The following is an 18,672-nucleotide window of genomic DNA, read 5'->3' as shown; positions in this document are numbered from 1 at the left end:
TCTGTTTCGGCGAACTTCTGGCAAACGCACCCAAGACCAGAAATACTCAAATTCAATGGGTCAGAGACGGCGTTTACGAACTGCCCGCCCATTGTATTCAGCGAGGCGGTGAAGGTCTTCGCCATCACTCCCCCCGATAGAAAAAGGCGACTCCGAAGAACCGCCTGCTGCTTATTCCAGCCAAGCCCACGACTTTCGTCGCTTTATGTCGCTGATGCAGCAGCCCGACACTCCGAACTCAGCCGCCAGGGCCATTCCAGTTTCCGAGCCGATGCGGCTGCGGATTTCCCGGACCTGTTCCTCGGTGAGCTTGTTCGTGCTCACCATCGTGCCGCGCGGCAGGACGCCATGCTTCACCAGGTCCGCCCGGTTCTCCTTGCGCGTCTTCCAGGATAGATGGCCGGGATGCACGCAGCCGAGATGGCCTTTCCCGCAGGAGTGGGCCGACTCGTGCTTGGCGGTTGGGGGCTCACCATGCGCGGCAAGGCACATGGCCTTCGCGGCGCCCATGATCTTGCCGTGATAGCTCAGGGCGCCCCGCTTCCTTTCGCCCGCCGTGAAAGGCCAGATCAGGCACGCATCACCATCATGACCGGCGTGGTCATCAATCCACCTTGTCCGGTAATCGGTCTCGACGTGCAAACTCTTGACTAAAGGGACACCCGTCATGCGCCGACGCCGGTTGTGCATCTGGCACAACCCGCGCGCATGCTTGGGCTTCTCGCAATCTTTAACAGAACACATAGACCGACTTTCAGGCATGATTTGATCCAATCAGTTAGGGTCCGGCTCGGCCATGGCGTGCACAACACCTGCCGAACTTCCGAAGCGCTCTTATAACCGGCAGTGCCGAAGATTGGTTTCAAGGGCAGTCGATGTCCGAGACAAATGCCTTCAGAATGGCAATGATCTCCGTCGGATCGGCAAGTTTGCACATTGGGGGATACCCCACCGTCCTCTCAGGCAGGTCTTCCGGCGTATAGCTCGAGAAGAACATGAAGGGCGTTCCCGTCCTGGCAACGCGCGGTGACCCGATCGCGGCTCGCGCCGCAGGTTGTACTGGCCGGCAACACAGGCCGGATTACTCCTTTCCCCCGGACCCTGCAGGCCGGGGGAAACATGGCCGGCGCATCGCGATCGCGGCCCTGTTTGCAGTCCAGCAGGCGCATGATGGGCGTGACGGTCAGCCCATGCTTCAGGACCGACGCCGCGACCACCAGGCCGACGATGGCCCAAAGCCGCTCGGCCCCCGCCATCTCCATGTGGTTCAGCCGGCTCTGATGATGTGACCGCCCCCCGACGGCATCTGATGTGCCAGGGTGGGTCTGCAACGATCCACAGAGGGGAGCGGTCACATCATCAGAGCCCGTAGCGATTGATCGGACGCGCTCGGGGTCGTTTGCAAAGGCATTCCAGGCGTCGCAGCATCGGTCAACGATGTCATCGTAGGTGTCGAAGACAGAGATGGCGAGGCGGTTTGCCCGCAGATAGGCCCAGATGTTCTCGACCGGGTTCAGCTCCGGTGCGTAGGGCGGGAGTGTCATGATGGTGATGTTGTCCCGGATGCGCAGCGCGCTGGAGCCATGCCAGCCAGCGACAAAGCCCTGGAGCGCAAGCGCGAGATCCTGTGCTCGATCCCCGGCCTCGGACCCATCGCAGCCGCGCTGATCCTCACCTTCCTGCCCGAAATCGGCACCCTCGACAGAAAGCAGGCCGGAAGTCTCGCAGGCCTTGTCCCGCACAGCCGCGAGTCCGGTCAGTGGAAGGGAAAGTCATTCATCAGCGGCGGGCGAAAGCCCCTGCGTGACGCGCTCTACATGCCCGCCGTCGTGGCCATGCGCTTCAACCCCGATCTCAAGGCGAAATACACTCAGCTCCGCGAGGCCGGCAAACCGGCCAAGGTTGCGATCGTCGCCCTCATGCGCAAGCTGCTAGAAACCGCCAACGCGCTCGTGAAAGCCGATTGCAATTGGGTCCCTAAACCTGCTTGATCAAGACGGATACTCCGAGTTCAGATGCGGCGTCTGGCCCGCCGCATGGCGGTTCGACAGACCGGCGATCCCCTCGGCATTGTAGCAATGAACCCAATCGCGCAGGGTCTGCCGGTCCATGCCGCAGGCTTCCGCCGCCTTGCGATCATTCGCCATTGTCGCTCGGACCGATGGCGCGACATGGCTCATCATCCAAAACCAGAGCGATCGCCAGCATCTGCCGCGCCGCCTTGGCGTCCCTTGAACGAGCCGCCGTCGCCCAAAGTTCGCTTGCCGACATATCCGTTCGCGTGATCTCAACCGCCATCAAAGCCTCAATCCCTCAGGCCCATGATTCAGTTTTTCAGGTCGAAGGGAATCCCGAGCGAGTCAGAGGTCAAGGCGTTTGGCATTAGCCCTGACGGCCGTACAGCCCAACCTGAACCCGATCGAAATAACCTGCAAGCCACGGCCCTGAACCGAAGAGCCGCCGCGCAACTTTACGACGAACAGGGGCATGCCGTTAGACAAGTCTGCGACATCTTCAGAGCCGAGGGTGCTTCACCTACTTCACAGCGGCAGGGGGTGAAACCGATTAAGAGCAACACACTCCGGTCCCGTATCAGGGCAGCACATGGAGTCTCACATCCCCTGGCTCGGTCCCTGCAGTAATCGCCATAACAAAACTACCCCCAACTTCTCGGCCAGAGAATAGTCGTAGAACATGTTGTGGCTTGTTTTAATTGAGGTGCCGACGAGCTTTTTGGTAAATTCGAGTTAGGAGAAGTTTTCTTCGAGGCCTTGACACGCGATGAGGTTATTGACTTTCTTTTTCATGCTTCAGAAGGTGTTCTAGCGTAGACGTGTTTCGCCGTCGTGACTGGTCATCGTCATCTGAGGTGGTAACTATGGTAAATGGTAGAGGTTTTTCTCTGAAGCGCACGCTAATAATCGACAATTATGATAGTTTTACCTACAATCTGGTGCAGCTTGTTGCTGCGGCGTCCGGAATAGACCCGATCGTCGTTCACAACGACGCCTTGTCGGAAAGCGAACTGCGCAAGCTGGAATTCGACGCGGTCATCCTGTCTCCCGGACCGGGCCGCCCGGAACGCCGCCGCGATTTTGGGCTTTGCGAGACGGTTCTGAGAGCATACCGCAAGCCGGTCCTCGGGGTCTGCCTCGGCCACCAGGGCATAGGACACGTGTCTGGGGCGACCGTGACCCATGCCCCCGAACCAATGCATGGCCGGATCAGCAAAATCCGCCACAACGGGAAGCACCTGTTCAAGGATCTCCCATCGCCCTTCAATGCGACACGCTACCATTCGCTGATCATTAGCGATCTTCCCCCTTGCCTGGAAGTGGATGCCATGACCGAGGACGGGATTGTCATGGGCATCCATCACAAGGAGCTTCCGCTCTGGGGCGTCCAGTTCCATCCAGAATCTATCGCATCCGAGCATGGCGACAGGATCATCGGAAACTTCCTGGCCCTGGCGGAAGACTATCTGACATCCGCTCAGCCCGCCGGCGTTTCCAGGGAAGCCACCGCCCCCGTAACCGCATCGAACCGCCTGAAGCCGATGTTCAAGGAGCTTGCGGAGGGCCTTTCCTCCGAAGCTTGCTTCGAGCTTCTTTATGGCAGGGCGAAGGATGCCTTCTGGCTGGATTCAAGCTCCCATGCCAGACAGCAGGGACGCTATTCCTTCATGGGCGACGACCAGGGCCCCCATTCCGAAATGATCAGCTATGACGTGTCCTCGGGTGTGGTGGAGGTAACGGCGAAAGCCGGCATCCAAAGGTTCGAGGAAAGCATCTTCGACTATCTCGCGCGGCGCATGAAGGATGTCGAGTTCATCGACAACCTCGACATGCCCGTGCCTTTCAAGGGGGGATATGTCGGCTATCTCGGCTATGAACTGAAGGCCGATTGCGGCGGGCAGAAAGCCCATGAAAGCCGCACGGCGGATGCCAAGATGATCTTCGCCGACCGCTTTGTCGCTTATGACCACCAGCACGACAGGGCCTGGATGGTCTGCCTGGTCGAGCCGGGCCAGGAGGCGAGCGCGCGCGCCTGGTTCCAGTCTATCGAGGTCCGGCTTCGGGAAGGCCGGCTGAACCCGGCCCTTGGCCAGGTCCCGGCGCTGCCCGAAATGCCGGCCGAGACCGAGCCCTGGACGCTGCGCCACAGCAGGGATGCCTATCTCGACTGCATCGGCCGGTCGCTGCGCGAGATCGCGGATGGCGAATCCTACGAGATCTGCCTTTGCAACGAATGGACCCGGACCTACCGGAAGGACCCGCTTGCCACCTACAACCTGCTGCGCAGCATCAATCCGGCGCCCTATTCGGCCTTTCTGCGCTTCGACACGCTGCGGATACTGAGCTGTTCGCCGGAACGGATGGTGCATATCTCCAAGGAAGGTATGGTCAACTGCAAGCCCATCAAGGGCACCATCGCCCGCGGAAAGACCGAGGCCGAAGACATCGCGCTAAAGGAAAAGCTTCACGGCAGCGAAAAGGACCAGGCCGAGAACCTTATGATCGTCGACCTGATCCGCAACGACCTGAACCGGGTCTGCCGGACCGGCACGGTGGCGGTGCCGAAGCTTTGCGCGATCGAATCCTTCGCGACCGTCCACCAGATGGTCTCGACCGTGGTCGGCGAATTGCGCAACAGCGAGACAGCGGTGTCCTGCGTGCGGTCCCTGTTCCCGGGCGGCTCGATGACCGGGGCGCCCAAGATCCGCACGATGGAGATCATCGACACGTTGGAGGCCGGCCCCCGGGGGATCTATTCCGGCGCCATCGGCTATTTCTCGCTGGACGGGGCGGTCGACCTCAACATCGTCATCCGCACCGTCGTGCTGGACGGCAATCATGCCTCTCTCGGGGCGGGCGGCGCGATCATCGCGCTGTCGGACCCGGCGGATGAGTTCGACGAAACGATGCTGAAGGGTGCCGTGCTGCGCAACACCCTGATGGCGCTCGACCCGGCCGAGGTCCAGGCCGTTTCCGCCGAATGTCCCCTGGAGGCCAAATGACCGAAGCCGACGCCATCGAACGGCTCGAGGCCATGAGGGCGCAACTCGACCGCATCGACGCGGAGCTGATGGAACTGCTGGGCCGCCGCTTCCGGACGATCCGCAAGGTGGCCGAGCACAAGCGCCTGACGGGAATTTCCGTCATGCAGCCCTCGCGTGTGGCAGAGGTCTTCGCGACCCGTCTGCAACAGGCCCGCAAGGCCGGGCTCGATCCGAAGCTGGTCGAAAGACTCTGGACGACGATCATCACCCATGCCTGCCAGGTCGAGAACCAGGTGGGCGGGATCGAGGGGGGCGAGCTGCTGTTCCAGGGCGTGAGCCTGGATCATGCCCGCATCGAGGTCGACGACCTTGATGCGGCCTGCGAGATGATCTGCACGCGCCTGTCGTTCAGCCGGGTGAAGCCGCAAGGCACCGAAATACAGGGCCGGGGCGCGGCGATCCTGAAGGGCGGCGATGTCACCCTTCTGGTCTCCGAGCGCGCCGCGCCATCCGCAGGGGATGCCCCCCCGGCCTGCCTTGCCATCCAGGTCCACAAGCTGGCCCCGACGGTGGCCGAGCTCAGGCGGCGTGGCAATTCCGTCGAAGTCAGGCCGGGGACCGGCTCGGGCATCGGGATGGCCTCGGTCTGTCTCGTCCCCCCGGCCCATCTGGAGGTCCATTACGTCGAGCGTGCCCCCGGCGCCAGTCCGATGCCGCAGGACCTGGACGGACGGGTCCTGCCTGCCCGCGAGGACCTAGGGGGGAAGGCATAGCCGCAATGGCCGGGTTCGGAAGCGCAATCGTGGTCGGCGCGGCCGGCGGCATGGGCCGGATGTTCCTGGACCAGCTTGTCTCGGCCGGCTGCGAGACGACCGGCTGGGATGTCAGACCCGACGGCTCCGTCAAGGCCGCCGATATTCTCGATCTCTCTGAGGAAATGCGCTTGTTGCTGCGGGCGGCTGATCTGGTGCTCCTTGCCGTGCCGGACGGGGTGGCCTGCCAAGCCGGTGCCGGTATTGCCGGCGCCATGGCGCCGGACGCCATGCTGGTCGACTGCACCTCGGTCAAGGCGCCCTATGTCCGGGCCGTGCAGCATGCCGGCAGTTGCGGGCTGGTTTCGGTCAATCCGCTGTTCGGGCCGGGCCTATCATGGGCCGGCAGATCCATCGTGGTCACGGAACTGCGCGCGCCGCGTTTTCCTGAAAGGCTGACGGGATTTCTCGAAAACGCGGGGCTCCGGATCCTCCGCCTGGATGCCGAGCGCCACGATCGCCTTGCCGCAGAGGGGCAGGCCCAGCTGCATGCCGCCATCCTGGGCTTCCTGGTCTCTGCAAGCGCCGAGGGCATGGCGTTCGACACGCCACCGAACCGCGTCATGCGGATGCTCGCGGCGCGCATCCTGTCGGGCGAGCCGGAGGTATACTGGAAAATCCAGATGTCGAACCCCTTTGCGGCCGAAGCGAGGCGCCGCCTCATCACTGCGCTCCAGACCTTGGACGAGATCTGCGCGGCGGGCGACGAGGAGGGCTTCGCCCGCCTGCTATGGGAGGCGCGCGGCCATCTCGGGCAAGACGGGGTGGAACTCTCGGCTGACTGCGTGAGGCTTTTCGGCGCCTTAGAGTCAGGCCTTCGGTAACAGGGCTGTACCCGTCAGTGGCTTTCTGACGCAGAACCTCGTTCTGCCGGAGGGCGGAGTGCAGAAGCCTATCATTTCTCATTTCAGTCTTGTGCATGCCTTTGTCCGAGATCCTTGGTCTTGACTCCTATAGCTGGTACATCCTGACAGTAAAATTTCCGTCACCATTCGAAAGCGAGGAAGTGCTCAGATGCCTGTAGCGGGACAGGTCATTGAAACCGTAAAGCGACATCCAGCTTTACGAGGTGCCGTCTTGGCCTGATCAATTTCCGGCAGGTGGTCTGCCGGGGAGTGACGATGGGTCGTCTCGAGAATGAGGCGCGGACGGCAATAACGGTGTTGCTGAAGCAGGGCAATTCCCAGAGCGCGGTGGCGCGGATGCTGGGCGTGAGCGAAGGAACGGTGCGATATCATCGGCGGCGGAGCGCAGCCGGAGCCGTGGATGGGCGCACGACGCAGGTTGGCAAGGCGGCAGCGGTGGCCGAGGCGATTGCCCACTGGCGCAGTCAGCAGCCGGCGGGCCGGGTGAACCTGGCGGCGCTGCACGGTTAGCTGAAGCGCGAGCATGGCTACGACGGGAGCCTGAAGTCGGTCCAGCGCTATTGGAAGCGGACGTTTCCGGCACCGGCCATTCGGGCGCGGCGGCGGGTCGAGACGCCGATGGGGGCACAAGCCCAGGTGGACTGGGCCGAGTATCCTGGCATGGCGATCGGCAGCGAGACCGTGGATCTTGTCGCGCTGGTGGTAACGCTGTCGTGGAGCCGCAAGCGCGCCGTGGTCTGGGCGCGGTCGAAGGACATGCTCTCGTGGCAGTCCTGCCAGACCGCCTGCCTGCAGCGGCTCGGCGGCGTACCGGCGGTGCTGCGGATCGACAACGTCAAGACGGCGCTACACCAGGGGCGCAGGGGCGTGGGGCACGATCAACGAGACGTATCGTCGCTTCGCCGCGCAGATGCGCTTTCATGTCGACGCCTGTCAGCCGCGCCACCCGGAGGGAAAGGGCAAGGTCGAGCGCACGGTGCGTGACCAGCGCGAAGCGGTCGATCCGCGTGGCCAGGTGTTCGACAGCCTTGAGGCTCTGCAGGTCTGGACCGACGCCCGCCTTGAGGAACGTGCCCGCCATCTCCGCTGTCCCGCGACCGGCACCAGCCTCGCCGAGGCCTGGGAACAAGAGCGTCGGCTGCTGACACCCTTGCCCGAAACGCCGCCAGAGCCTTCCGACATTGTTGTGCGCCGTCCGGTCGGGCCGGACTGCATGGTCCATTTCGAGGGCCGGCAGTATGAGCCGGTCCGTTCCGCTTCGTGCAGGCCGGGAGGTCGAGGTTCGCGGCCTCGCCGGCCGGGTGCAGATGCTCAAGGACTGCGCAGTGATCGCCGAGCATCCCCGCGGCACCGACATGCTGATCCTGCGCAACGAGGCCCATTACGAGGGCGAGGTGACCTCTCGCGTCCGGGCGCCAATGCCGCTTGGCCGGATGGGGCGCCGCCTGCAGGAAATCGCGGCCGCCAAGGTCCAGCACCGTTCGCTCGATCTCTATGCCCGCCTGGCGGAGGTCGCGCGATGACCGCTCCCCGGGTGAAGCTCGACATCGACACGACGCGGGAGAAGCTGGCTGCCTTGGGCCTCGGCTATGCCACCTCTGCACTGGAGGGTCTGTTGTCCGAGGCGGTGCGGGCCGAGATGCAGGCCCATGTCTTTCTGGACCGGTTGCTCGACGCCGAACGCTCTGGCCGCGAGGAGCGGCGCGTGCGCACAATGCTGAAGACCGCGAAGATCCCGACCGGCGCGACGCTCGAGAACTTCGACTTCGCGTTCCAGCCGGCGATCGAGCGCTCGCGCATCGAGACGCTCGCCACTGGTGCCTGGATCCGCAACTCAGAGGTCGTGCTGATGCAGGGCCCGCCGGGCGTGGGCAAGTCGCATCTCCTGTGCGGTCTCGGCATCCGCGCGATCCAGCTCGGCTTCTCGGTCCAGGACGCCGGTGTCCGAAAATCGGAAATCGTCGGCTCGGTAGCGCTCTTGCCGCCAAACGCCGAGGTCATGTTCAGGGTCCTGGTCCTCTTCCGGCCCGTAATCATGGCGTGATGGATGGCGTACTTCCTGGCCAACTCAGCCGGGGTCAGTGCCTCGCGGGCAACTTTCAACTCCACCTTCGCCTCGAACTCGGCAGAGTAGCGCTTCCGCTTCATCATGCGGAGCAGTCCTTCGGCAATCACCACAGCGTGGCAACTGGTCCGAATTCCTGCGATCATCTCTCGCCCAAGGCGTCCCGAGTTTACGAGGGATATCCGAAGGTTTCGAAATCTCGAGCATAATGATCGAGCACGCGGATGCGGTCGGCCGGTTCCCATGTGATCGGTAGTGGATCAGAGCGCAACTCATGCGGGCTTTCCATGGGTGGCGCTATTCCCAGATGTTCCGCAGCAGCCGTCAATGGAGCGGACAGACCGTCCTCAAGCTTGAAAACCTCGACATTCTTGCCAAGAAACTCCCATTGTGGGCGCAGGTGATTGCCAAGATGGAACTTCTCGCGCTTCTGACGGTCTAGGTTCTCCTCGATCCAAGGCGAAAATGCTGGCAGTCCTTTCCAGAAGCTATTCTTGGCTAGCTGCGCCTGCATCCGATATTCGCTTGCGATACGGTCATAAGGGTTGCGTACAATGGTGAAGGCGTAGTCGAAGAAGCCTTCGCCGAGCAGCGCCTGGATGTCCTGCATGCGATAATGCTGCGGTGTGCAGCGGCTGACATGAGGAATGCCCATAGAAAACAGTTGCAGGGGAGCGATGCCCTTCATCCAGCCCTCAACAGAGGTGCCTCCTGCCTTCGGGATATGGATGAAGAGAATGCGCTTGCCGTTATGTTGGATAAAGGGCAAATTCTGCCTCCACTAGTTTTCTTTTTGCAACGGAGCTAAGCAAACGACTGAGCTTGTCAGCTACCTAACTGTACTGACACAGTGCGCCAGCTTCATCCGGAGAACGGTTTCCTTCACGGGGCCTTCCTAAGAGAGATTTCATGAACCATGTCCTTGTCATCGGTGGCTGTGGCTTTATTGGGTCACATATCGTGGATAGCCTGCTTGACCGCGGCTGCCGCGTCCGCGTTCTTGACACAAGGAGCGAGGCGTTTCGGGCACCATTGGCCGAGGTTGACTATGTCATTGGTAACTTCGGGTCAGAGGTTGTCCTGCGCCAGGCACTGCAGGGGGTTGATGCAGTAGTACATACGGCCAGCACGACGGTTCCCTCAACCTCGAATCTCGATCCGGTTGCCGACATTCAGGGAAACTTGATCGCGACCGTCCGCTTGCTGAAGGAAATGCGGCAGGCAGGGATAAGAAAGATGGTCTTCTTGTCCTCGGGCGGAACCGTCTACGGCATTCCGAAAACAGAGATCGTGGAAGAGACTCATCCGCTCGCTCCGATCAGCTCCTATGGCATCGTCAAGGTCGCCATCGAGCACTATTTACATATGGAGCGGCAATTGCACGGGCTGGAGTATGTGGTGCTCCGTGCGGCCAATCCTTATGGTCCGCGGCAGGGCTATAACGGCGTGCAGGGAATCATCGGTAACTTTCTGTGGAAGATCGCCCATGGCGAACAGATCGAGATATGGGGTGACGGCAGCATCGTTCGCGACTTCATCTATGTCCAAGATTTGGCAGAACTTTGTGCCATTGCAGTGCAGATGCCGATTTATGGCTGCTTCAACGCAGGCTCAGGTAAAGGGTCATCGGTAAACGAGATTGTTGAAATCATCCGCGTACTCACGGATCGGACGATCAAGCCCATCTATCGTCCAGGCCGCAGCTTCGACGTCCCGCGCATCATCTTGGACATCAGCCGCAGCAAGGCGGTAGGCTGGGCGCCCAGAACTCAGCTCATCGACGGTATGCGCCAAAGCTGGGACTGGATTAACCAGCATCGGGCGATCGATAGCATTGCGTGAACGGGCTGGGTGAAACTGTTGAAAATCGCATGGCTGGTAGCTGGCCGAGCGGTCGCTGTTTAACCATGTCGATCCTGAGGAGCACATCTCTGCGCGGCACCTGCTTCGCAAGCTCCGCCAAGGAGTGAATGACGTGCTCCCTTGTGCCATTGAGCCAGCAGCATATGCTTAGTAGGATAGGAAAACTGGCACTTTGGAGCCTTTTACGATAAGCGTTTAGGTTATGAGTCTGTTTGCGAAAACAGGAGTATGAGATGCACGACGTGGACCTTGCCCAGTATCCGCGTCGCCAGAAACAGAGGCGCTCTTTTGAAGCTGATCCTGCACATCGGAACGGAAAAGACAGGGACCACGTCAATCCAGCACGCACTGGCGCGAAGCCGTGACCAGCTTGGCCGGAACGGCATCCTCTATCCCAAGCTTCTGAATACAGAAAACCATATGGAGATCGCGGTCGCCGGCATGGGGCTCCGCCCCGATGACACCATCCAGATCCAGGAACTGGCTCGAACCGGCCACGACTTGCCGACCTATCTCGACGCGGTGCGCGGTGCACTTGCGACCGACATCGACGCAGTCAAACCACATACGCTTCTGATCTCGAACGAGCATTTGCACAGCCGTCTGCCGAACGTGGAGGATGTCGAGCGGCTGGCAGAATTCCTGGGCCGCGACTTTGATGACGTGAAGGTCATCGTTTACCTGCGCCGACAGGATCGAATGGCAGTCAGCTTGCATTCGACCCGCCTTAAGGGTGGGGGCATGGGCGAGATGCTGCCCATCTATCATGCTCCCCCGGCTTATTATGACCTCAATGCCTTGATGGAACGCTACGCTGCAGTTTTTGGCGCTCAGGCAATTGTCCCCCGCATCTATCACCGCTCTGAGTTGCGGGGTGGGGATGTCGTCCAGGACTTCTATGCCACTGCCGGACTGGGCATCACGCCGCCACAACTCAACAATCAGAACACCTCGGTTTCGCGCCGCCAAGCGCGGTTCCTCAAGCTGATGAACGAACGTCTGCCGCTGATCAAGGACGGCAAGATCAACCCGGCTCGCGGCCCGATATTCTTTGCGATCCACAAGGTACTGCCGGGATCGGCCGCACGGCCCAGCCGTGACGAGGCGGTGAGGTTCCAGGCGCAGTTCGACGCCTTGAACCGGCTGGCAAGGGACAGGTTCCTGCCTGAAGTCGACCGCCCGGCCTTGTTTGACGACGATTTCTCGTCCTATCCCGAAATCGGCGACCTGGATCAGCCGCTGACCGAGGAAGAGCTTGCGGACTTTGCCGAGGCGCTATGGCGCTTTGCGCGCAACCAGCCTGCCGAACCCTGAGGCACGACGCTCACACGCCTACACGGGATGGCAGGGCGCTGAAGGACCCTGCCAACGCAGGCTAGATGAGCGGTTCGGGTTCGGGGTTGCGGCGTTGGCATTCCTCTCGATCAGAGCGGACACGTATTCGTCACTTCGGGCCGCATGGGCGCTTGCCTCGTTCCACTTATACATATTCTGAACGATGGGCCGCGCTGAAGACCTGACACTCGAAAGGGAAAGATTGCTGCGAACCAGCCGAAGATCATCTGCGGCCGATGTCCAGTGGACAAGGTGCTTGAAAACGCGGCCTTGGGGCTTCAACCCCGCTGCCTGCAAGGAATACGTGCCGATCCTTTCTCCATCTGCTGAAACAGTCACTGCGCCTGCCTCGTCCCCTGCGATGACGAAGGAGGCAAGCAAGTTACCCTGCGCGGCAATGGATAGCCCGTCGCTGTTGAGCGGATAAGTGTCCGCCTGAAACACGCTTGTTTCGAACCGTTCGGGGTGCCCGCTTGGTCGGCAAAGGTCGAGTTCCACATCCCTCAGTCGAGTCACAGCCCGCGGTACCACGGCATCGTCAAGTCGCTCGGCAATCAGCCGCGCCAGCCGATCCAGGAAGCCCGTATCCACAGCATAGTGCATATCGTCGAGATAAAGCGCCGCAATATCCAAGCCCGCCTCAGCTGCGAAGTGCAGAGACAGGTCGCGAGTGTCGATCTGGCGCAGCCCGTACGCCGCCAGGCAATCGTGCAGCACCCGGCGATAGTCGTTTGGCGCGTCGCTGAACACTTCCGGCCGGTTCCAGAACTGCAATGGGAGAACGTGGATATTCCTCCGCCGGGCAGTTTCCATGAACCAGTCAAGGTGATGAAGCAGGCTCTCGCAGGATTGGCCGGCGTTGAAGTGATTCGACTCGTTCAGGGCATATTCCCACAGCACTGTGGCGCCTTCCGGAATATCGCCCCGCTTCATGAGGTAAATTCCCATGAGCGAGGTCGCGGCGCCGATAGAGAGGTTCTTGAAACCTATTCCGTTACGGCACAGCGCGCGTAACCTGCCCGACCATCCCTTGCCCATGAGGCTGTTCGAGCCTCCAACCACGACCACGTCGCGCATCCGATTCAAACTTGCGTGCCGATTGGCCGCCAACACTGTTCCAAGCGTGCAACCAGGTTAGCTCGTGAGCCCAGCGACCGGCTCGACCTTCTTCATGCCCTGCGTCGAGAGATAGCTGTAAAGGTCATGCCGCGACACCAGCGCCTCGTTCGTGTTAGTTTCCTGCACCATCGAGAAGGACTTTTTCCGGATAAAATGGCAGGTATCGGGCACGGTCTTGTGGATAATTCCCCTGGCAATCGTCGTGCAGTTCCACGACCAATCCTCGTAGCCGGTGCCCTTCGAGATTTCGTTGCGCACGTAAGGATGGCTCAGATACACACTGCGTCGGGCAAAGGACAGCGCTGTCCAGCAATTTATGACCATCTGACGCCAGACGTCGAAATCTTCCGAATCCATATCCGGATGGTGGAAAAGCCATTGCGTCGTGTCTGAGAAATACAGATTCACCTCGGGATGCCAGACGCATTCGCGCGTTTCCTTCCGCGCGGCATTCACCGCCCGCGCTATCCACTCGGGACCCCACAGGTCGTCGCCATCCACAAAGGCCACGAAGTCGCCATTGGCATAGCCGACCGCTTCGTTTCGGGATTCTGCCAAATCGCCGTTATCGGCGACCCGGATGTCAATGGGCAGCCGATCGAAGTTTTCCAGCACCTTCAGCGTCACGTCATCAGGGCGATCGGCAATGGCAATGACCTCGACCGAAATGCCCTGCCCATGGGCCACATCCACCGCCTTTGCAACGCTTTCGAGCGTGCTTGCCACCATCAGGCCTTCGCGATGGGCATTGATAACCGCCGTCACATCTATCTTGTTCATGGCTCACGCTCCGTGTTCGATTTGCCGGACGTTCGCGTCGAAGGCGTTCCAGGAATGGTGGTCCTCAAGTCGGCGCAGCATCTCCTGTGCCCGCCGTTCGGCCTCGGCCGGATTGGACAGCGCGTCACGCAATCCATTGGCATATTTCTGAGGATCATTGGGGTCGCTGACCGGCCAGCCTGTCTCATCCGTCAGAACATCGCCAATGCCACCTACAACCGAACCGATGATCGGAATGCCGGATGACGCCGCATCCAGCATCACCGTCGGAATTCCGTCCCACAGCGACGTGTACAGGAAAGCGCCATAATCATCAAACGGCGCACCTTTTTCCGGGTCATAGGGAGGCATGATCGACACGTTGGGGGGAAGGTTCAAGGCGCTCGCGGCAGTATCCCCCGCTGCCGCATACATGTCGATGTGAGTGTCAGGGCACAGCCCGGCAATCTGGCTGACGACGAATGGCAGCTTCTGCCGCGCCAGACGCCCGCACCAGAGAACCCGCATCGGCCGGTCTACGGTCCGCTTCAGGGTCGTGCCGACAGCGACCGGGCTGTGTACAACGCGCAGTTTCGCCCGATGCGAGGCCGGGATCGAGAATTGCCTGATCAATTCCTGCACGAAGGGTTCGTTGTCGACCAGATAGGTATCGAAGAAATCGAAGCACTGCCAGAACTCGGTGGCGGCATAGCCAACCCTGTTCCCCTTGGAGTCGTAGTCGTAGCAGAACAGGCTGGCGAAGAACCGTGAGTAATTCTGCAGAGCGGCATTCTTCGGATGAAGCGCGGCGTCCCACAGTGCCCGTGAGTTGACGCAATAGGTCGTGCGGGGCTGGATGACCGAAATGAACCGGCGCACAAACCGTGCCCGCGTCGGCCGGTCGGCACCAGCAAGATAGTCAGAGATTGCAAACACCTTGGCTCCGGCCGGCAACCATTGTGCCCCTTGGCCAATTCCTCCTTCGGTGACTAGGATCGCGATATTTTCGATGCCATGGATTGCGGCCAGTGAACGGAAGATATTTGCCGCGTAACGTTCGGCCCCGCCTATCCCTAGTGCGCCGACAACCACCAGAGATGAAATCTCGGAGGCAACATCCTTGAGCGACTGCATCAAAGCCTCTTCAAAGGCCGGCAGGACCTGGCACCCGCTGGATGCGAGCTTGTCGAGCGCGGACAGATCGCCTCGGTCCAGGGCAATGTCGATGCCGCGCAAAGCCCAACCCTGCTCGCGGATTTCAAGCGCCTGGCGCTTGATGTCGCCAAAGCCTTTGCGATACCAGCGGGACACATGTCGCCCTTCTCGATGCCCTGCGCTGACAAAATGAGCCCAAGGATCCAGGTCGCCGATGTCAGGATAGAGCTCGAGATATTCGTTTGGAATGAAGTGCTCTCGGAGAGCGATCAAAGTCTCGTTGCCATTTTTCTGAAGCAAACCATGCTGGTTCTCGGCCTGATAATGCTTCCGGCAGTCGGCATCGGTGGCTGCGGGCGACAGATACACCCGCTTGTACCAATCGTAATCGAAACCTTCATCGCTGGTCACATTGCCGGCTTTCTGCCCATGCAGGGCAAAATGCTCCAGCGGCCCGAGCCCCTTGAGCGTGTCAGCATAGCGCTTCGCGTAGAAGGCTGGATCAAAGTCCGGCGACGGCCTGCGTCCCTCGCGTTCCCCGAACATCAGATAGTGCTTTAGCGGATCAATTTTCGCATTGACCACATCGACATTCTGCCGAAGGTAATAATACCGATCGAAGAAACGCTCTAGCAGCGCTGGCTTGTCCTGCGGGATGTTCGCCTTTTCGGCCAGCAGCTCAGAAGGTGCGGGAGCCGGCTGCGAAGCAGGTGCCTTCGATCGGCGTTTCAGAATTCCAAGCATCACAACTCCGTTGGTAATTCACGTCTCTTCGGTTAGGACGTGAGGGCCGCGCGCGTGACCCGCAAGTCAAGGACGGCTGTAGGTCAGATGTGGCGGGAAAATGTGCCGCCAATGTGTCACTCCAATGACAGCCATAAATGAGACAAGCCTTGCTCGAGACGAGTCTGCGCCGAAAAGCCCAGAGACCGATGAGCAAGCTCAACCGAACCGAGGGACAGGTGGATGTCCCCGCTGCGTGCCGCAGCATAGTTGATCGGCGTCTGCCCCCGGCCCGCCACAGCGTCGATCTGTTCGGCCAGCAATTTCAAATCAGTCGCCCGCCCGGTACAAAGATTGAACACGCTAGCACCGCTGTCCGCGGTTGCATATCGACGTGCCGCGATGATGCCATCAACGATATCGCCGACGTAAATGAAATCCCGCGCCTGCGTTCCGTCGCCAAAGATCACATGGTCTCGATTTTTCTGGCGATTTTTGCAGAACTTGGAAATCACCCCGGCATAGGGCGAATTGGCATTCTGCCGTGGGCCATATACATTGAAGAAGCGTAAACCAACCGAGGGAAGACCGTGAATCGCATTCATGGCGCGCGCGTGATGCTCAGCCCCCAGCTTGTCGGCCCCATAGGGTGAAATTGGCGCCGGCAGATCGGTTTCGGCGCAGTTCCGCCCGCCACGGTCGCCATAGATTGCTGCGGATGAAGCGTAGATCACCGGCAGGTTCCCGGCGGCATTGGCGGCCTGCATTGCCGATACTGTCCCGGCCAGATTGGCGCGGATTCCGCCCTGCCAGTCGCGGATACAGTCTTGCACAGAGACCATCGCGGCCAGATGCACGACAGTGTCGCAGCCATCCATCGCGGAAGCCAGTGCCGCTTCGTCCGCAATATCGGCCACGATCAATTCCGCACGGGGATCGAGATTATGTTCGAAACCGGTCGAAAGATCATCCAAGACGACCACCTGTTCGCCTTGGGCCAACAGTCGGTCGACCAAATGGCTTCCGATAAAGCCGGCCCCTCCGGTGACAAGTGTCCGTTCCACCAATCCAACGTTTTCCTAGAGTAACAAGGTTTCATGGCCATTTGCCACAGGCCACCCTGCTGGTCCAGCGGCAATGGCGCAGAAACATCATGATCAACCGATGGTGGAAATGGCCAAGAAGATCACGCCGCCAGAAAGCATTGCTCATCGTGAGGCCTCCTTGGCTGAATCACGCCGCAGACCGATCAGGCGGCAGGACGCTGCATGTTGGCGGTATGGGCCTGGATGGCGTCTTCGAGGTCGTGGTAATAGCTGAGCTTGCCGTTTTCCAGGACGGCGCCCGCCTGGCAGATCTCGCGCAGGGTCGCCATGGAATGGGATACCACCACGGCACCCGCCGCCTTCATGCGGGCGTTGAAGACGTGGTTCGACTTGGTGCGGAACGCCGCATCGCCCACCGCCGAGACCTCGTCCACCAGATAGGTGTCGAAGGGCACGGCCATCGACACCCCAAAAGCCAGCCTGGCCCTCATGCCCGCCGAATAGGTGCGGAAGGGCAGGTAGAAGTGCTGGCCAAGCTCGGCAAAGTCCTCGACGAAGTCGCGCATTTCGTCGGTGTCGATGCCGTAGACGCGGGCCACGAAGCGGCAGTTCTGTTCGCCCGTCAACTCGCCGTTGAAGGACCCGGCAAAGCCCACAGGCCAGCTGATCGTGCCGGTGGACAGGATCCGCCCCGAGGTCGGCAGCATCGCCCCCGAGATCATCCTGAGAAGCGAGGACTTGCCGGCCCCGTTGCGGCCAAGCAGGGCCACGGACACGCCAGTCGGAAAGATCGCGTTCAGGTTGTCCGCCACGACCTTGCGGCGACCGTTCAGCTTGTAGATCTTGGTCAGGTCTTCCAGGCGGATCATCGCCGGTCGCGCAAGCTGTAGAAGGTCAGGACGCCCACGATCCAGATCAGCACCAGGAACCCGGCCATGATCGGAAGCAGCTTCATGCGCTTGGGGAATTCCGCATCCTGCGCCAGCGTCGGCTTGACATAGGCCGCCAGATAGCGCGTCTGGCGCGCCGCCTCGGCCCGGGCGACATCATAGGCCGCAAGGGCCGCGACATAGGTCTGTTCGGCGAACTGGCGATCCACCGTCAGGCTTTCGAACTGGCCGACCACCTCGGACAGCGCCTCGCCGGTGGCAGTTTCCGAGCCGAACTTCTGGCGTTCCGAGGCGATCTGTTCGCGGATCACGTCGATGCGAAGCTGCGTCTGCTCGATCCGGGGGTCGTTCTCCTGGGCATTTGCCTGCAGCAGGCCAAGCGCCACCAACTGTTCGGCCAGTTGCGCCTGGAGCGTGCTGACGACGCCTGCCTGGCCCGCGACATCGGCGGCCGGGTCGACAAGCTGGTGTCGGTTGCGGAACTCGGTCATGGCCTGGCGGGCGGAGCGCAGGCGCTCCAGCGCCTCGTCCAGGTCATGGCGGGCGTAGCGCAGCGCATCCTCTCGGGCGACATTGTTCAACTCGTTCACCAGGAGGGTGCTTTCGTCGTAGACCGCCTGGGTGATCTTCTGCGCATCCCGCGGGTCGAAGGCCAGGACGCGCAGGTCGATCATCCCCTCGTCGTAATAGACGCGGACCTTGCGTTCCCATTCCGACAACAGATCTTCCAGCGAGTCGTTGCCGGTATAGGCGAAGATCGGGTCGTTCTCGGGCTTGGACCAGATCGCGCGCAGATCCAGCTTCTCGTCGATGCGCTGGACCAGGTCATGGCTCTGGATGAACTTGTAGAGGATGTCTGTGTCGCTGCCGGTGCTGGAGGTGGTCCCGACAAGCGAGGTCAGCCCACCAAGCAATTCGCTGGAGGTGGGGCCGGATTCCGACCGGACGGTGAAGCCCATGTAAGAGGCATACTGATCCTCGGCCCGGGCATAAAGATACCAGGCGGTGACCAGCAGCGGCAGCAGCACGATTATCAGGAA

At 60.9% G+C, this 18,672-nt stretch carries 22 protein-coding genes; 9 read left to right on the top strand and 13 right to left on the bottom strand.

The genetic code is table 11. From position 1 onward, the window contains the following. Nucleotides 1-171: 171 nt before the first annotated feature. Nucleotides 172-669: a helix-turn-helix domain-containing protein gene (locus tag OU682_RS20655; RefSeq protein ID WP_268944102.1), complete on the bottom strand. Its 498-nt coding sequence runs from the start codon at nt 667-669 to the stop codon at nt 172-174. 290 nt (nt 670-959) lie between these two features. After that, a complete protein-coding gene (locus OU682_RS20650) occupies nt 960-1,553 on the bottom strand; it encodes a hypothetical protein (RefSeq protein ID WP_371832288.1) in 594 nt (197 codons plus the stop codon). 30 nt (nt 1,554-1,583) lie between these two features. Here OU682_RS20650 and OU682_RS20645 point away from each other — a divergent pair, with 30 nt between their 5' ends. Next, a complete protein-coding gene (locus OU682_RS20645; RefSeq protein ID WP_268944100.1) occupies nt 1,584-1,991 on the top strand; it encodes a transposase in 408 nt (135 codons plus the stop codon). On the opposite strand, the gene OU682_RS20640 is transcribed toward OU682_RS20645, so the two are convergent. Together OU682_RS20640 and OU682_RS20635 are read right to left on the bottom strand one after the other, a co-directional pair. Continuing rightward, on the bottom strand, nt 1,992-2,147 hold the full coding sequence (locus OU682_RS20640; protein WP_268944099.1) for a helix-turn-helix domain-containing protein: 156 nt from the start codon (nt 2,145-2,147) through the stop codon (nt 1,992-1,994). Continuing rightward, entirely contained in the window at nt 2,137-2,298 is a 162-nt protein-coding gene (locus OU682_RS20635; RefSeq protein ID WP_268944098.1) for a hypothetical protein, read from the bottom strand. Before OU682_RS20635 ends, OU682_RS20640 begins: the two co-directional genes overlap by 11 nt. 580 nt (nt 2,299-2,878) lie before the next feature. Between OU682_RS20635 and pabB the strand changes: the two genes are divergently transcribed. The 4 genes from pabB (at nt 2,879) to OU682_RS20615 (ending at nt 7,187) form a co-directional block, all read left to right on the top strand. Beyond that, nucleotides 2,879-5,017, top strand: coding sequence for an aminodeoxychorismate synthase component I (pabB, locus tag OU682_RS20630; RefSeq protein WP_268944097.1), 2,139 nt, complete (start codon nt 2,879-2,881; stop codon nt 5,015-5,017). After that, nucleotides 5,014-5,772 carry a chorismate mutase family protein gene (locus tag OU682_RS20625; RefSeq protein WP_268944096.1) on the top strand — a complete coding sequence of 253 codons (759 nt, stop codon included), beginning with the start codon at nt 5,014-5,016 and terminating at the stop codon, nt 5,770-5,772. Before pabB ends, OU682_RS20625 begins: the two co-directional genes overlap by 4 nt. 5 nt (nt 5,773-5,777) lie before the next feature. Continuing rightward, a complete protein-coding gene (locus tag OU682_RS20620) occupies nt 5,778-6,635 on the top strand; it encodes a prephenate dehydrogenase/arogenate dehydrogenase family protein (RefSeq protein WP_268944095.1) in 858 nt (285 codons plus the stop codon). A gap of 297 nt (nt 6,636-6,932) precedes the next feature. Then, nucleotides 6,933-7,187, top strand: coding sequence for a helix-turn-helix domain-containing protein (locus OU682_RS20615; RefSeq protein WP_268944094.1), 255 nt, complete (start codon nt 6,933-6,935; stop codon nt 7,185-7,187). A 47-nt stretch (nt 7,188-7,234) separates the two neighbouring features. On the opposite strand, the gene OU682_RS20610 is transcribed toward OU682_RS20615, so the two are convergent. Continuing rightward, nucleotides 7,235-7,435: a hypothetical protein gene (locus OU682_RS20610; protein ID WP_268944093.1), complete on the bottom strand. Its 201-nt coding sequence runs from the start codon at nt 7,433-7,435 to the stop codon at nt 7,235-7,237. Nucleotides 7,436-7,512: 77 nt separating this feature from the next. Further along, nucleotides 7,513-7,758: a hypothetical protein gene (locus OU682_RS20605; protein ID WP_268944092.1), complete on the bottom strand. Its 246-nt coding sequence runs from the start codon at nt 7,756-7,758 to the stop codon at nt 7,513-7,515. Nucleotides 7,759-7,915: 157 nt separating this feature from the next. Here OU682_RS20605 and OU682_RS20600 point away from each other — a divergent pair, with 157 nt between their 5' ends. Both OU682_RS20600 and OU682_RS20595 read left to right on the top strand, forming a co-directional pair. Next, nucleotides 7,916-8,200 carry a hypothetical protein gene (locus OU682_RS20600; RefSeq protein WP_268944091.1) on the top strand — a complete coding sequence of 95 codons (285 nt, stop codon included), beginning with the start codon at nt 7,916-7,918 and terminating at the stop codon, nt 8,198-8,200. Then, nucleotides 8,197-8,721 (top strand): ATP-binding protein, encoded by a 525-nt coding sequence (locus tag OU682_RS20595; RefSeq protein WP_268944090.1) that lies wholly within the window; start codon nt 8,197-8,199, stop codon nt 8,719-8,721. Before OU682_RS20600 ends, OU682_RS20595 begins: the two co-directional genes overlap by 4 nt. A 190-nt stretch (nt 8,722-8,911) precedes the next feature. Here the strand turns inward: OU682_RS20595 and OU682_RS20590 are convergent, their stop codons facing one another. Next, on the bottom strand, nt 8,912-9,511 hold the full coding sequence (locus tag OU682_RS20590; RefSeq protein WP_268944089.1) for a sulfotransferase family 2 domain-containing protein: 600 nt from the start codon (nt 9,509-9,511) through the stop codon (nt 8,912-8,914). Between the two features lie 140 nt (nt 9,512-9,651). Here OU682_RS20590 and OU682_RS20585 point away from each other — a divergent pair, with 140 nt between their 5' ends. Continuing rightward, entirely contained in the window at nt 9,652-10,584 is a 933-nt protein-coding gene (locus OU682_RS20585; protein ID WP_268944088.1) for an NAD-dependent epimerase/dehydratase family protein, read from the top strand. A 309-nt stretch (nt 10,585-10,893) separates the two neighbouring features. Then, complete coding sequence (locus OU682_RS20580; protein ID WP_268944087.1) at nt 10,894-11,919, top strand: hypothetical protein; 1,026 nt, start codon at nt 10,894-10,896, stop codon at nt 11,917-11,919. 18 nt (nt 11,920-11,937) lie between these two features. Here the strand turns inward: OU682_RS20580 and OU682_RS20575 are convergent, their stop codons facing one another. From OU682_RS20575 to OU682_RS20550, 6 genes are all read right to left on the bottom strand, one after another. After that, entirely contained in the window at nt 11,938-13,017 is a 1,080-nt protein-coding gene (locus OU682_RS20575) for a hypothetical protein (RefSeq protein WP_268944086.1), read from the bottom strand. Between the two features lie 57 nt (nt 13,018-13,074). Further along, a complete protein-coding gene (locus tag OU682_RS20570; protein ID WP_268944085.1) occupies nt 13,075-13,839 on the bottom strand; it encodes a glycosyltransferase family 2 protein in 765 nt (254 codons plus the stop codon). 3 nt (nt 13,840-13,842) lie between these two features. Further along, nucleotides 13,843-15,717 (bottom strand): glycosyltransferase family 4 protein, encoded by a 1,875-nt coding sequence (locus OU682_RS20565; protein ID WP_268944084.1) that lies wholly within the window; start codon nt 15,715-15,717, stop codon nt 13,843-13,845. A gap of 116 nt (nt 15,718-15,833) precedes the next feature. Further along, on the bottom strand, nt 15,834-16,760 hold the full coding sequence (locus OU682_RS20560) for an NAD-dependent epimerase/dehydratase family protein (RefSeq protein WP_268944083.1): 927 nt from the start codon (nt 16,758-16,760) through the stop codon (nt 15,834-15,836). Between the two features lie 185 nt (nt 16,761-16,945). Continuing rightward, a complete protein-coding gene (locus tag OU682_RS20555) occupies nt 16,946-17,611 on the bottom strand; it encodes an ABC transporter ATP-binding protein (RefSeq protein ID WP_268944082.1) in 666 nt (221 codons plus the stop codon). Next, nucleotides 17,608-18,672: KpsE/RkpR family capsule polysaccharide export protein (locus OU682_RS20550; protein WP_268944081.1), on the bottom strand; the 1,065-nt coding region annotated here is incomplete at its 5' end. The genes OU682_RS20555 and OU682_RS20550, both read right to left, overlap by 4 nt.

The organism is Paracoccus benzoatiresistens, assembly GCF_026913015.1.
In the GTDB taxonomy this organism is placed as follows: Bacteria; Pseudomonadota; Alphaproteobacteria; order Rhodobacterales; family Rhodobacteraceae; genus Paracoccus; species Paracoccus benzoatiresistens.
Note: the sequence above shows the minus strand (reverse complement) of the source record. Positions and strands in the feature narration are given on the sequence as shown.